Origin of the sequence: Oxalicibacterium sp. (assembly GCF_035565035.1) — a bacterium.
Classification (GTDB): Bacteria; Pseudomonadota; Gammaproteobacteria; order Burkholderiales; family Burkholderiaceae_D; genus Oxalicibacterium.
Genome location: NZ_DATMTD010000080.1, coordinates 1 through 14,549, shown reverse-complemented (window position 1 = coordinate 14,549; position 14,549 = coordinate 1). Strand labels below are relative to the sequence as shown.

General features: G+C 56.9%; 13 protein-coding genes and 1 pseudogene. 10 read left to right on the top strand and 4 right to left on the bottom strand.

Annotation, left to right across the window (positions count from 1 at the left end; genetic code table 11):
- Together VN114_RS07340 and VN114_RS07335 are read right to left on the bottom strand one after the other, a co-directional pair.
- Positions 1-417 (bottom strand): DUF2721 domain-containing protein (locus VN114_RS07340; RefSeq protein ID WP_325513494.1); only part of this gene is annotated, 417 nt, incomplete at its 3' end.
- A gap of 148 nt (positions 418-565) precedes the next feature.
- Entirely contained in the window at positions 566-1,486 is a 921-nt protein-coding gene (locus VN114_RS07335; protein ID WP_325513492.1) for a recombination-associated protein RdgC, read from the bottom strand.
- Positions 1,487-1,745: 259 nt separating this feature from the next.
- Between VN114_RS07335 and minC the strand changes: the two genes are divergently transcribed.
- The 5 genes from minC to fghA all read left to right on the top strand — a co-directional run bounded on the left by minC (position 1,746) and on the right by fghA (position 5,775).
- Positions 1,746-2,543 (top strand): septum site-determining protein MinC, encoded by a 798-nt coding sequence (gene minC / locus VN114_RS07330; RefSeq protein ID WP_325513490.1) that lies wholly within the window; start codon positions 1,746-1,748, stop codon positions 2,541-2,543.
- 87 nt (positions 2,544-2,630) lie between these two features.
- Positions 2,631-3,446, top strand: coding sequence for a septum site-determining protein MinD (gene minD, locus VN114_RS07325; RefSeq protein WP_325513488.1), 816 nt, complete (start codon positions 2,631-2,633; stop codon positions 3,444-3,446).
- 2 nt (positions 3,447-3,448) lie between these two features.
- Positions 3,449-3,718: a cell division topological specificity factor MinE gene (minE, locus tag VN114_RS07320; protein WP_325513486.1), complete on the top strand. Its 270-nt coding sequence runs from the start codon at positions 3,449-3,451 to the stop codon at positions 3,716-3,718.
- Between the two features lie 47 nt (positions 3,719-3,765).
- Positions 3,766-4,872 carry an S-(hydroxymethyl)glutathione dehydrogenase/class III alcohol dehydrogenase gene (locus VN114_RS07315; RefSeq protein WP_325513484.1) on the top strand — a complete coding sequence of 369 codons (1,107 nt, stop codon included), beginning with the start codon at positions 3,766-3,768 and terminating at the stop codon, positions 4,870-4,872.
- Between the two features lie 60 nt (positions 4,873-4,932).
- A complete protein-coding gene (gene fghA / locus VN114_RS07310; protein ID WP_325513482.1) occupies positions 4,933-5,775 on the top strand; it encodes an S-formylglutathione hydrolase in 843 nt (280 codons plus the stop codon).
- Between the two features lie 160 nt (positions 5,776-5,935).
- On the opposite strand, the gene VN114_RS07305 is transcribed toward fghA, so the two are convergent.
- Complete coding sequence (locus VN114_RS07305; RefSeq protein ID WP_414694204.1) at positions 5,936-7,666, bottom strand: methyl-accepting chemotaxis protein; 1,731 nt, start codon at positions 7,664-7,666, stop codon at positions 5,936-5,938.
- Positions 7,667-7,979: 313 nt separating this feature from the next.
- On the opposite strand from VN114_RS07305, the gene VN114_RS07300 reads away from it, so the two are divergent.
- Positions 7,980-8,219: a hypothetical protein gene (locus VN114_RS07300; RefSeq protein ID WP_325513478.1), complete on the top strand. Its 240-nt coding sequence runs from the start codon at positions 7,980-7,982 to the stop codon at positions 8,217-8,219.
- Positions 8,220-8,462: 243 nt separating this feature from the next.
- On the opposite strand, the gene VN114_RS07295 is transcribed toward VN114_RS07300, so the two are convergent.
- The gene (locus VN114_RS07295; protein WP_325513476.1) at positions 8,463-9,107 is read right to left on the bottom strand and encodes a hypothetical protein; all 645 of its coding nucleotides are present in this window, start codon (positions 9,105-9,107) and stop codon (positions 8,463-8,465) included.
- Between the two features lie 409 nt (positions 9,108-9,516).
- Here VN114_RS07295 and VN114_RS07290 point away from each other — a divergent pair, with 409 nt between their 5' ends.
- From VN114_RS07290 to VN114_RS07275, 4 genes and pseudogenes are all read left to right on the top strand, one after another.
- On the top strand, positions 9,517-11,727 hold the full coding sequence (locus VN114_RS07290) for a YgiQ family radical SAM protein (RefSeq protein ID WP_325513496.1): 2,211 nt from the start codon (positions 9,517-9,519) through the stop codon (positions 11,725-11,727).
- A 173-nt stretch (positions 11,728-11,900) separates the two neighbouring features.
- The gene (gene gshA / locus VN114_RS07285; RefSeq protein WP_325513474.1) at positions 11,901-13,493 is read left to right on the top strand and encodes a glutamate--cysteine ligase; all 1,593 of its coding nucleotides are present in this window, start codon (positions 11,901-11,903) and stop codon (positions 13,491-13,493) included.
- A gap of 412 nt (positions 13,494-13,905) precedes the next feature.
- A complete protein-coding gene (locus VN114_RS07280) occupies positions 13,906-14,130 on the top strand; it encodes a glycine zipper 2TM domain-containing protein (protein WP_325513472.1) in 225 nt (74 codons plus the stop codon).
- Positions 14,131-14,358: 228 nt separating this feature from the next.
- A pseudogene (locus VN114_RS07275) lies at positions 14,359-14,549 on the top strand (hypothetical protein); the annotation flags it as partial.

Sequence of the window (14,549 nt, the reverse complement as noted above, 5' to 3'; positions counted from 1 at the left end):
CATCGTCTGCGTGGCGATGAAAATTTCACGCAGCAGATAAATGAAGCTGCACAGCAGGCTGACCATCGCCAGCACGAAAAAGCCCGCGATGTATTTCGACAGATCGATATTCAGTGCGTCGCCGACGAACAGTGACACGATCACCAGCGAAATCATCAGCGCACACATTGCCGCCAGCACAATCGCACGATTGATCAAATGCGAGCGCGAATACAACATGATCAGTTCATTGCGGTAATCCATGCTGCGCGGATCGTCTTCCTTGTGCAGGCGATCTTCGAGAATGCGGGACCGATCGACGATCCGTGCCAGTCGATTGGTCAAGACCGTCAACGTGGTGCCGACGCCCGTCAGCAGGAAAACCGGCGCGACGGAAAGCTGGATGATGTGACCGATATCGTTGAGCTCGATTTGCATGATGTCTTCTGTTTTCGACCGAACGCGGAATGGCCGTTACCTACTCCGGAAGCAGTAAGGCTGCAGGCATTATGCATCAGGCCGTTTTCGCCGCGTTGAAAAAAACTGTTGCCGGAGTTGAATATTTACGTTCGCATTTACGCAGGCTTCATGCCCGTTTCTGCATCGGCTCCTGTGCCATCTCGCCGCCCAGCGCCGCCACCAGATCCGTCAGCATCTTGCTCAACTCACCGGTCATCAGCATGATGTCCGAATCGAAACGTTCATCGTCGTTCTGGGCTGTCGCGTCGGCGTTTTCCTTGATCACATCGAGCGGCGCAACGCGTTTGATCGTTAACGATTCCGTCAACACGAACGACACGCGGTCGGCCCATGTCATCGCCAGCCGCGTGCATTGCTTGCCGGCTTCGATATGACGGCGTACATCGTCCGCTTCCAGCGTATGGCGCACATAGCGCACGGTCGCCTTGCTTTCGGCATTAGAGCGCAGCTCGGTATCCTGATCCACGGTGAAATTGCTCGGTGCCTCGTCTGACACCAGCCACGACGTCATTGCCGCGACCGGCGACTGCACGACGTGCAGGGTTTCCAGCGGTAATTTGTCGACCGCCTTGAACAGCAGCTTCAGCACTTCGTCGGCCTTGGCCGCGCTGCCGGCATCGACCACCAGCCAGCCGTTGACCGGATCGATCCAGACCCAGGTCGAGCGCCAGACGCTGAACGCACGGGGCAGCAGATCGTCGGTGACGTTTTCCTTGATCTCCTTCATCTGCTTGCGACCCGGCTTGAAGCCCTGCTGCTCCTCGATTTCGGCAGCCTTGATCTTCGTCACCTGATTGATGACGCTGGTCGGCAGCAGTTTTTTCTCCGTGCCGAGCAGCAACAGCATCTGCTTGTTGATCGAATACACCAGCTCGCCGTTATCGCGCGGCGAAATCCAGCCCTGGCTTTGCATATCGAGACTGGAACATGGCTGGAACGCAAACGGTGCAAGATCTGCCGCCAATTGTTCGGACGTGACAGCCCACGGCGCGGGCAAACGATAGACCTGAAGATTCTTGAACCACATGGCAACTGTCCCGACGAAAAAAAGCGGCTATTCTACACGGCGCGCTTTGTGCGGACGCAGCAAATTTTTCATACGGCAAATCTGCGGAAAATGCCTGCCGTCAAGACGGAAACGCCTGCAAATGCAGAGGTGGTAACGGTTATAATATCCGCCAATCGCGGGCCGATCGAAGCCGTAATCGGCCCCGTCCTTTTTCCGGGCAGCAGCATTCATCCGAAAAATGGCAGGCACAAACCAGCAGCATCACTCATTGATTTACATGTCCAAAAGCTCATCTCGCAAGCCGATCGAAATCAAGATTTCCACCGTTGTCGCCGTCTCCGCCATCCTGCATGAATCGGATCTGGGCGTGCTCGACGCTGCCATGCGCGACATGACGAACGGCGATGCCGATTTTTTCGATGACGAATTTGCAGTGATCGATGTCGGCACGCTGGATGTTGCGGCCGATGCGATCGACTGGACGGCCATCGCCGCCCTGCTGAAATCCTATCGGCTGAACGCGGTGGCTGTTCGCAATGCCTCGCCGGAAATGACCGCACAGATTCTCGCCAGCGGGCTCAGCCTGGACGGTTCGCTGAAACCGCGTGCAGAAGTTGCGGCATCCGCTCCGGAACAGGCAGAAATCGATCTGACGCCGCAGGAAGAACCGATGGAAACGCAGGTGGTGGAAGCACCTGCGCCGGTTTCCGCTGCGCCTGCAACAGCTCCGGCCATTTCCAACCGCACGATGATCGTCGACACGCCGGTACGCGCCGGCCAGCGCATTTACGCGCGTGGCGCCGACCTGATCATCACCGCCGCCGTCAACAACGGCGCAGAAGTGATCGCCGATGGCAGCATTCACATTTACGCGCCGTTGCGCGGCCGCGCACTGGCCGGTGCCAACGGCGACACCGAAGCACGCATCTTCACGCTCAGCATGGAAGCCGAACTGGTTTCGATCGCCGGCATGTATCGCACGTTTGAAAACGGTTCAGAGCGCGCCCAACAGGCAACGCAAATCCGGCTGGTCGGCGACCGTATCGACATGCTGCCGATCAAATCGGCCGGATAGTGCGGCCGCATAGGCGCAACGATGTAACGAATCACCGGTAATCAATAAAGCAGCAGCATCAATTCAATTTAACGAGAGGGGTTTCCTTTGGCAAAAATCATCGTTGTGACGTCGGGTAAAGGCGGCGTCGGCAAAACCACTTCGAGCGCAAGCTTTGCGTCGGGCCTCGCCATGCGCGGCCACAAGACGGCCGTGATCGACTTCGACGTCGGCCTGCGCAATCTCGACCTGATCATGGGTTGCGAACGCCGTGTGGTGTACGACCTGATTAATGTCATCAACAAGGAAGCCACGCTGAATCAGGCGCTGATCAAGGACAAGCACTGCGACAACCTGTTCGTGCTGCCGGCCTCGCAAACGCGCGACAAGGATGCGCTGTCGGAAGAAGGCGTCGAACGCGTGCTGACCGATCTGGCTGCGATGGATTTTGAATACATCATCTGCGATTCGCCGGCCGGTATCGAGCACGGCGCAGTGATGGCGCTGACCTTCGCCGACGAAGCCATCATCGTCACCAATCCGGAAGTATCGTCGGTGCGCGACTCCGACCGCATCCTCGGCATCATCCAGGCCAAATCGCGCCGTGCACTGAACGGTGGCGAACCGGTCAAGGAACATCTGCTGATTACCCGTTACGTACCGAAGCGCGTCGAAGCGGGCGAAATGCTGTCCTACACCGACGTGCAGGAAATCCTGCGCATCCCGTTGATCGGCATCATTCCTGAATCGGAATCGGTGCTGCACGCATCGAATTCCGGCAATCCGGCAATCCATATCGAAGGCAGCGAAGTCTCGGAAGCGTACAAGGACGTGATCGCACGCTTCCTTGGCGAAGACAAGCCGTTGCGCTTTACCGATTATGAAAAGCCTGGCTTCCTGCAGCGCATTTTCGGAGGCAAGTAATCATGTCGCTCCTCTCTTTCCTGTTCAATAAACAACCGAAAACGGCCAACGCCGCCAAGGAACGTCTGCAAATCATCATTGCGCGCGAACGCAATGGTCGCGCCGGTCCGGACTTCCTGCCGGCACTGCATCAGGAACTGATCGCGGTCATTTCCAAATACGTGAAGGTCAATCCGGAAGACATCAAGATCTCGCTCAACAGCCAGGGCAACCTGGAAGTGCTGGACGTGAACGTGGTGCTGCCGGAAGACATGGTGGAACCTGCCCGATAAAAAGGGGTATCTGTCGCCCACTTCAATCCTGAATCATCGAGGTCATCATGAAAACCAAAGCTGCCGTCGCCTGGAAAGCAGGACAACCACTGACGATCGAGGAAGTCGAACTCGGCGGCCCGCGCGCCGGCGAAGTGCTGGTGGAAATCAAGGCCACCGGCATCTGCCACACCGACTACTACACGCTGTCGGGTGCCGATCCGGAAGGCCTGTTCCCGGCGATTCTCGGCCATGAAGGCGCGGGTGTTGTGGTCGACGTCGGTCCCGGCGTCAAGAGCCTGAAGAAGGACGATCACGTCATTCCGCTGTACACGCCGGAATGCCGTGAATGTAAATTCTGCCTGTCGCGCAAGACCAACCTGTGCCAGAAAATTCGCTCGACGCAAGGTCGCGGTCTGATGCCGGATGCAACCAGCCGTTTTTCGATCGACGGCAAGCCGATCTTCCATTACATGGGCACATCGACTTTCTCGAATTACGTCGTCGTACCGGAAATCGCGCTGGCGAAAATTCGCGAAGATGCACCGTTCGACAAGGTCTGCTACATCGGCTGCGGCGTCACCACAGGCGTGGGTGCGGTATTGTTCACGGCCAAGGTCGAAGCCGGTGCCAATGTGGTCGTATTCGGCCTCGGCGGTATCGGTCTGAACGTGATCCAGGCAGCAAAAATGGTTGGCGCTGACAAGATCATCGGCGTCGACCTGAATCCAGAGCGCGAAGCGATGGCACGCAAGTTCGGCATGACACACTTCATCAATCCGAAGAAGGTCGAAAATGTCGTCGATGCGATCGTGCAACTGACCGACGGCGGTGCGGACTACAGCTTCGAATGCATCGGCAACACGACCACGATGCGTCAGGCGCTGGAATGCTGCCACAAGGGTTGGGGGCAATCGATCATCATCGGCGTGGCCGAAGCCGGTGCAGAAATCAGCACGCGTCCGTTCCAGCTCGTCACCGGACGCGAATGGAAAGGTTCGGCGTTCGGCGGTGCACGCGGTCGCACCGATGTGCCGAAGATCGTCGACTGGTACATGGAAGGCAAGCTGAACATCGACGATCTGATCACGCACACGTTGCCGCTGGACCGCATCAACGAAGGCTTCGACCTGATGAAGAGCGGCGAATCGATCCGCTCGGTGGTACTGTACTAAATCAGCAATCAGTCATGCCGCCGGACAACCCGGCCGCAAACAGAAATACGTGGGGAAGAAGTGGAACTGACCAGTCAGCACAAATGCTTTAACGGCGTACAGCGTTTTTACAAACACGAGTCGACCTCGACCGGTTTGCCGATGACCTTTTCGGTGTACGAACCGCCTCAGGCAAAGACGCGCAAGGTGCCGGTCCTGTTTTATCTGGCCGGCCTGACCTGCACTGAAGAGACCTTCATGATCAAGGGCGGTGCACAACGCTATGCCGCCGAGCACGGCATCATGCTGGTCTCGATGGATACCAGTCCGCGTCGCACCGGCATCAAGGGCGCAGCGGAAAGCTGGGACTTCGGTCACGGCGCCGGCTTCTACATCGACGCCATCCAGCAGCCGTGGGCCGCGCATTTCCGCATGGAGTCGTATGTAGTGCGCGAACTGCGCGAGATCATCCTGGCCAACTTCCCTGCCCTCGCCGATCGCATCGGCGTGTTCGGCCACTCGATGGGCGGACACGGCGCGCTGACGCTGGCGTTGAAATACCCTGAGATCTTCAAATCAGTCTCGGCCTTTGCACCGATCACCGCACCGAGTCACTGCCCGTGGGGCCAGAAGGCCTTCTCGAATTATCTGGGCAGCGACCATGCCGAATGGGCGAAGCATGACGCCAGCGCATTGATGCGCACGCGCAAGACGCCGTTCCCGCAAGGCATCCTGATCGATCAGGGACTGGATGACGAATTCCTGGAAATCGAACTGCTGCCACATCATTTCGAATCGGCTTGCTGGGCTGCAGAACAGCCGTTGATGCTGCGTCGTCATGCCGGGTACGATCACAACTACTATTTCATTTCGACTTTCATGCAGGATCACGTTGCATGGCATGCGGCGATTCTGAACAAGTAATCCGTTGCGCCGACAGTCAGGCATCCGCCTGACATGAAGCACATTCATCGCGCATAAACAAAAAGGGATTCTGCAACGCAGAATCCCTTTTTTCTTTGCAGCCTATTGCTGCATATTGCTACCTTCCCGCATCGGATCCGGCTCGTGGCCGGATCCAATCTCAGAACTCTTCCCAGTCGTCGGTGTTGGTACTGACCACCGGCTTCGGCGCGGCGACTTTCTTGTGTGCTGCTGTCGTTGCAAGCGCTGGCGACCTTGCCGGCGCAGCAGACGGAGCGCGAGCTGCCGTCGATTGAATCGTGCGGCGTTGCGGCACGACGTCCTGCGCTGCCTCCACATAGTCGCCGCTGATACGGAATACGCTGACCGCCTGCGCCAGACGCTTGGCTTGATCCTGCAGGGATTCGGCTGCGGCGGCAGCTTCCTCGACCAATGCAGCATTCTGCTGCGTGACCTGATCCATCTGCGTGACTGCCTGGTTGACCTGCTCGATGCCATCGCTCTGTTCACGGCTGGCCGCAGTAATTTCGGCCATGATGTCGGCGACGCGTTTGACGCCGTCAACCAGCTCATCCATCGTGGTGCCCGCTTCCGCCACCAGTTTGCTGCCGGCGTCTACCTTCTCGACCGAATCACCGATCAGCGACTTGATTTCCTTCGCAGCCGATGCGGAACGTTGTGCCAGATTGCGCACTTCACCCGCGACCACGGCAAAACCGCGGCCCTGTTCGCCGGCACGTGCAGCTTCGACTGCGGCATTCAGCGCCAGAATATTGGTCTGGAAAGCGATGCCATCGATGACGCTGATGATGTCCACGATCTTGCGCGACGACGTGTTGATTTCACCCATCGTGTCGACGACTTGCGACACCACGCGACCACCTCTGCCTGCGACATCGGATGCCGACACTGCCAGTTGATTTGCCTGGCGGGCGTTATCGGCATTCTGCTTGACGGTCGAGGTCAGTTCTTCCATCGACGATGCAGTTTCTTCCAGCGAGCTGGCCTGTTCTTCCGTACGTGACGACAGGTCGAGGTTGCCGCTGGCAATCTCCGACGATGCGGTAGCAATCGTATCGGCACCCGTGCGAATCTGCGCAACGGTTTTTGCCAGGTTGTCCTGCATGCGTCCGAGCGCGTCAAGCAGCATGCCTGGCTCGTCCTTTGTTGGCGGCAGGCTGCTACGTGCGGTGAGGTCGCCCTCCGCTACTGCACCGGCAACCAATACGGCTTCCTTCAGCGGACGTGTGATGCTGCGGGTCAGACGCCAGGCGATCAGTGCGCCGAGCAGAATTGCAATCAGCGCGCCGATGATCAATGTCGTCCGTCCCATCGAATAATCGGCCGTAATCGACTTGTCCGCCTGAGCCACTTCATCATCGTAATAAGACAGAACGTCTTTCACGCTGTCGACATAAGCGTCCAGCATCGGTACCAGCTTGGCATCGATCATCTGGTTGGCTTCAGCCATGTTGCCGCTGTTCTTGACCGCAATGATGGCCTTGCGCTGGTCGATATAGGCATTTCGCCGGTTGTTCATTTCAGCGAACAAGGCCTTTTCCTTGTCTGTCGACACCGCTTCTTCAAGACCTTTCTGGATCTCGCTGATCTGCTTGCTTTGTGCCGTGATCGCCTTCTGGAAGAATTCCTGGTTCGCCGGCTCTACCGCCTTCACCAGAGCCAGTGTGCGAGCCGCGTTGACGCTGGTTCCCATCAGCCACTTCTGCGCAGCCTTCTGCTTTTCCAGCGACTGGTCGACCAGGTTGCGGCTGGCGGAATTGATGTTTTCCAGGCGCAGGATGCCGTTGAAACCCATGGCGGCCACCAACAGCAGGATCAGTCCGAAACCAAGACCAAGTCGCGTGCCTATTTTCATGTTTGCGATGCGCATCATTCTTCTTCTCCAAGAATTTTTTATTGGTACTGCAAAATACAACGTCGCTCATCACCGGTCGTACCGATGCGATACAACGCCCCAGCAACTTCTACAACTTCAGACACACGCGAACATCAAACCTGCTTCATACATCTAACAACGGCTGTTAGCGGCTAAAGTTGACGGTTCACCCGAAATACAAGCAAACCATTCATCACGTCTTGATAAAACGATCAGGGAAAACGCCAGGGACCGGCCGATCACAGTAGCGTGCATGCAGCAGAGATAGCTGCGACATATCGAGGCATGGCAATGATTCATTTTTCACATGCAGCGCTCAAGAGGAACACGATTTACCATCGGTTCTTTTCAAACGCGTGCCAGTGTATTTTCAAACAAAGCCATGCGCCGCGAAAATTTTTCAAGCATGATTTTTTTGAATGGAGATCATCGACGTTGTCATGTCGCCATCATTCATGCATTTGAAATCAAACTTTTTTCTCGAAGCACTTTATACCCGATCCGCTCAACCATGCCAACCCTGTTACTGCGCTACCACCTCGCATGAAAACGGATCATTATCATTTTGAAAAAATTGCTATGCATGTTCAATCAGCCGCACAACGTGCCTCCACGCAAATGCAACACATGAACATCGTTTCGATTTAACTCTTTTGTGTCACTTGCATGGCACGTCGTTGTTTTTGCGGCCATTTCGCGGTGCGAGCGAAGCAGGAGCGCACTCTGCGTCATCAAGCATCGATACCCGTTTCGACGCCATCACAAAACGGACAGCGTCTTGTCCAGAACGTCAAGCCTGCGCGTTCACGCTGCCTTCGTCCTGCGGCGACAAACTCACTTTATCGCCTGACGGGATCCCGGCACTTGCCCACCGATCGAATTCGGCCATGATCGCTGTATGCGTCTTCTGGCTGATTTCCGGGAGCGTTCCGCCGAGTATGTCCGACGCCTGCTTGAATCCTTTTTCAACCGCTGCACGAACCGCTTCCAGTTTGGAAGGATCGTTGCCAATCGCGGCCTTGGCGAAACTCAGAATGCGTTCTGCAACCTGCTTGACGCCAAATTCGCCATCTTCGGCAATCGCCGCTTTTGCTTTTTCAATCGTTGCAGCGTCGATGCTCAGGCGCTGTTCGCCACTGACAACCTTCGCCAGATTCAAGCCCTGCTGTTTTACCAGTGGGATGATCAAGTCGATGATCTGTTGTGCCTTGCGATTCGATTCTTCCAGCAGGCTTTGCAAATCCGGCTTTGCCTGTGCAGCAGCAGCGCGCGGATCGGCGTACGTCACATCACCCGTCGACTGCGACGATTGATTCTGCAATGTCACCTTGTCGCTCGACGCTTCTGCATCGGCCGCAGCTGGCACGGCCGTGCGCGAAGACGCAGAAGTCGCTGGTGGCGATGAGGGTGTGTAACTGGAAATCGCGATGCCCATGACATGCTCCTTGTTGAGTAGTCGAGGAATGCGTGATCGCAATGACAACATCGCCGCTTTTGCATCCTCTCAATCGGATAACGGCATGAAACGAAAAAAATAAATACCTGTTATGACAACATCGGGCCGCGCATTAACCAATCGCTTGCTTTTCATGCAACGTTCGTCGTCAATCGATTCGATTATCCATTTCGCAAAACCCGTGTTTTCACTCTCGAAAGACCGCGTCAACCAACCTCAAAGCTGTCATACTGTCGCCTTCCTCGCCTGTGACGAAATAAACGCACATTGCCATCCGGCAATTCATCAACGATTTCGCCATTCCGGCCCTGCATCCATGAGCGCTCAACCGAAAAACCTGTTCTCTTACGCCCCCCGCAAGGCCGACAAGCCTGCGCCGTTTCTGCCGATGTCGCGCGCGGAAATGGTCAAGCTCGGCTGGGACAGCTGCGACGTGATTCTGGTGACGGGCGACGCCTACATCGATCATCCGAGCTTCGGCATGGCGCTGGTCGGTCGGTTACTGGAATCTCAGGGTTTTCGCGTTGGCATCATCAGCCAGCCTGACTGGCTGTCAGCCGAACCGTTCCGCGCGCTGGGCAAGCCGAACCTGTACTTCGGCATCACCGCGGGCAACATGGATTCGATGGTCAATCGCTACACGTCGGATCGCAAGATTCGCTCCGACGATGCGTACACGCCGAATGGCGAACCGAACAAGCGTCCCGATCGCGCGGTGACCGTCTACGCGCAACGCGTGCGCGAAGCGTATCCCGGCGTCAACGTCGTGATCGGCAGTATCGAAGCCAGCTTGCGCCGCATCGCGCATTACGATTACTGGTCGGACAAGGTGCGCCGCTCGGTGCTGCCGGATTCGAAAGCCGATTTGCTGATCTTCGGCAATGCGGAACGCGCGCTGGTCGACATGACGCATCGTCTCGCCGCCGGTGAACCGATCTCTTCGATCCGCGATTTGCGCGGCACGGCATTCATGGTGCCGCACGGCTGGAAGCCGACACCGGAATGGGCCGAAGCCAATTCGACACGTGTCGATATGCCGGGCAAGGTCGACGCGCATCCGGATCCGTATGAAATGAAGATGAAGAATACGGAGAGTTGCAAGACTTCCGAGGACGCATCGTCAGGCGCGACTCCGGCACCAGCAGCTCCCGCCGAACCCGCAGTCAAGGTCATCAAGATGATGAGCCGTGAAGAACGTCGCGAAGCCGAGAAGGAAGTCCGCAACAAGACCGTCGTGCGCCTGCCGGCATACGACGTCGTCAAGGACGATCCGGTCTTGTATGCGCACGCGTCGCGCGTGTTCCATCTTGAGTCCAATCCCGGCAACGCGCGCGCATTGGTGCAGCAGCACGGCGAACGCGACGTCTGGCTGAATCCGCCGCCGCTGCCGTTGGCGATGGACGAGATGGACGGCGTCTACGACATGAACTACGCGCGTGCGCCACATCCGAGCTACGGCAAGGCGCGCATTCCGGCATGGGAAATGATTCGCTTCTCGGTCAACATCATGCGCGGCTGCTTCGGCGGCTGCACATTCTGTTCGATCACCGAACACGAAGGCCGCATCATTCAAAGCCGTTCCGAGCCGTCGATCCTGCGCGAGATCGAAGAAATCCGCGACAAGGTCAAAGGGTTCACCGGCACGATTTCCGATCTCGGCGGTCCGACCGCCAACATGTATCGCCTCGCCTGCCGCGACAAGCGCATCGAGGAATCCTGTCGCCGTTTGTCGTGCGTGTATCCGTCGATCTGTTCGAACCTCGGCACCGATCACAGCAAGCTGATTCAGCTATATCGTAAGGCGCGCGCAATTCCCGGCATCAAGAAGATTCTGGTCAGTTCTGGCCTGCGTTACGACCTCGCCGTGCGTTCGCCGGAATATGTGAAAGAACTCGTCTCGCATCACGTCGGCGGCCTGCTGAAGATCGCGCCGGAACATTCGGAGGAAGGCCCGCTTTCGAAGATGATGAAGCCGGGCATGGGTGCGTATTACAAGTTCAAGGAACTGTTCGAAAAGTATTCGAAGGAAGCCGGCAAGGAACAGTACCTGATCCCGTACTTCATCGCCGCCCATCCGGGTACGACCGATGAAGACATGCTGAGCCTCGCGCTGTGGCTGAAGGAAAACAACTTCCGTCTCGATCAGGTGCAGACGTTCATGCCGACGCCGATGGCGATGGCGACGACGATGTATCACACGCGCAAGAATCCGCTGCGCAAGGTCGATGAACACTCCGAAACGGTCGAAACGCCGCGCATCGGCAAGATCCGCAAGTTGCACAAGGCCTTCCTGCGTTATCACGATCCGGAAAACTGGGACATCCTGCGCGAAGGTTTGCAGCGCATGGGCCGCAGCGATCTGATCGGCAGCGGCGAACATCATCTGGTGCCGCGTCACAATCCGTCGGCCTCTGTCGTCGCTTCCGAGCGCCGACGCGAAACGCCGGGACCGAATCAGCTGGCCAAGAAATTTGGTCAAAACAAGCCCCGCCCGGGCGCTGCTGTCGTACGCACGCCTTCGGGAAATACATCTGCACGTCCCGCTGCCAAACCGCCACGCAAAGGCGCAATCGTCATCACAAAAAACGGCCGCAGATAAGAATTTGCGCGCCGTTCTGCGCCGTTCCGTTTCTCTCTTTTGCGCCAAACCCGCGTCGCCACTCGTTCTCCGCGAGAACGAATCCATCGCCCTACCCGATTCGCCGTTTTCGGTTATTCTTCCGCCAACTTGCCGCGCCCGCATCAGGCGCAGACACGATCAGGGAGCATCCATTGAGCAATTCATTTTCGCGCCGACTTGCGCTATTGGCCGACGACAGACACCGTCATCTGCTTGGCCAGGGACGCCGTGGCATCGAGCGTGAAACGCTGCGTGTCGACTTCCAGGGCAATCTGGCGCTGACGCCGCATCCATCCGCACTCGGCTCGGCACTCACCAACGAACAGATCACCACCGATTATTCGGAATCGCTGCTGGAATTCATCACGCCGGCAGAACACGACATCGCCGACGCACTGGACGAGCTCGATCGCATTCATCGCTTCGCCAGCAGCAAACTCGACGGCGAGCTGTTGTGGAGCCAGTCGATGCCATGTGCGTTGCCGGATGAAGAAACGATTCCGATCGCGTGGTATGGCACATCGCACATCGGCATGATCAAGCACGTATATCGTCGCGGCCTCGCCGTGCGTTACGGCAAGGCCATGCAATGCATCGCCGGCCTGCATTACAACTATTCGCTGTCGGAAGACTTGTGGCGCGTGCTGAAAGCCGATGAACAATCGCAGACGGACGACAAGTCATATCAGTCTGAAAGCTACATCTCTCTGATCCGAAACTTCCACCGCTACAGCTGGCTGCTGATGTATCTGTTCGGTGCATCGCCGGCGCTGTCTGCGCAATTCCTGCGCGATCGCGCGCACACTTTGGAAACGCTGTCGGACGACACGCTGTATCTGCCGTATGCGACCAGCCTGCGCATGAGCGATCTCGGGTATCAGAACAATGCGCAGGCCGGCTTGATGCCTCCCTACAATGACCTCGACAGCTACATGCGCAGCCTGTCACGCGCCGTACGCCAGCCGTACCCGGCCTACGAAGCAATCGGCACACGTCGCGATGGCGAGTGGATTCAGCTGAACACGAATCTGCTGCAGATCGAAAACGAATACTATGCAACGATTCGCCCGAAACGCGTCATCAACAGCGGCGAGCGCCCGGTCGAAGCATTGTGTGCACGCGGTGTGCAATACATCGAAGTGCGCTGCATGGACATCGATCCGTTCGAACCACTGGGCATCAATCTGCAAACGTCGCGCTTCCTCGACGCGTTCCTGCTTTTCTGCGCCCTGCATGACAGCCCGATGGTCGACGACACGGGCGATCACGAGAATGGCGAGAATTTTTCGCGCACGGTCAAGGAAGGCCGCCGCCCCGGCCTCATGCTGCAACGCGATGGCAAATCAATCAGCCTGCAGGCGTGGGGTCTGGAATTGCTGGAACAGATTCACCTGACGGCCGATCTTCTCGATGCACAACATGGCGACAAGCAGCACGCAGAAGCAATCCGTTCACAGCAGAAGAAATTGCACGACACGACGCTGACGCCATCTGCGCGCGTATTGGCCGCGTTGCAAGCGAATGGAAAATCGTTCGAACAGTTCGGCATGCAGCAAAGCCGTGCGCATGCAGAACATTTCCGCATGCGCCCGTTAAGCGAAAAGGAAACAGCCGTTTTCGACACGCTGGCAAAACAATCGCTCGCCGAACAGGAAAAAATGGAGCAGACGCAATGCGGCGATTTCGACGCTTTCGTCGCTGCCTACAATCTGCGCACACCGCAACGGTTGTGCGACGGCGTTTGAACTGCATACGATTATTCTTTAATTCCTCTTCGCACACCTGTCGTCAGATATGACGACGCGCCATAAATCGCATCCTCGTCCACATCGTTGCAGATTTTCCTGACCTGCAACGATGCACGATATGTTCGCCAGCGTACAGATTGCCCTCCTGCGGACGCATAAAATTGCCTCATCGATGTCCAACAACAGCAAACATCGAAGGCTGCAAGTCGGCCTGCACGGGAGGATGCAACACCTGACCAGACGCATGCAAGGGGAGAATCTGCACGCGGCGCGGGTAACCGCACACAGAAGCGTCCGGTCAGGTGAAGCAACCGATACAACCTGATTACAGGTTTTGATGAACCTCCTGAAGATTGAGGCGTCAATACCTGCAGGTACCCGATTCACCTTTATTAAAAGAGGCAGACAAATGAAAACGACGAAAAGACTCGCGCTAGGCGCGACAACCGTGGTTATGGTGCTTGGTCTGACAGCATGTTCAGGCATGTCATCGCAGGAAAAGAATACCCTGATCGGTACTGGCGGCGGCGCGGTTGCCGGCTCCGTATTGACTGGCGGCAGCGCGCTCGGTACGGTGGGCGGTGCAGCTGTCGGCGGTTATATCGGCAATCAGGTTGTCAAGCCTCGCGACTGATCCAGGTCAAAATCACTGCTTCAGGAACGGCTTTGCGTTGACAATGCAAGGCCGTTTTTGTGTTTACGGCACAGAGGGCCATCTGTTACCTGCCGTTACATTTCCAGTCTTTCCTTTACGTAAAAAATGCTCTTCGCATCTTTACGCTATGCAAAACTGCATTATGATGATTGTCATCTCTGAACAACAAATCGATGCGCGTTTCAGCGTTTTGAAAAAGGAAAAATCATGCGTAAATTAGTCATCACAGCGACCGCAGCAACCATCGCCCTTGCCGGGTGTGCAAACATGTCCGAGACTGAACGCGGTACGGCGCAAGGCGCCGGTATCGGCGCAGGCCTTGGTGCACTGATCGGTGTTGCCACCGGCGGTCATACACATGCAGTCGGTGGCGCGGCACTGGGGGGTGTGATTGGTGC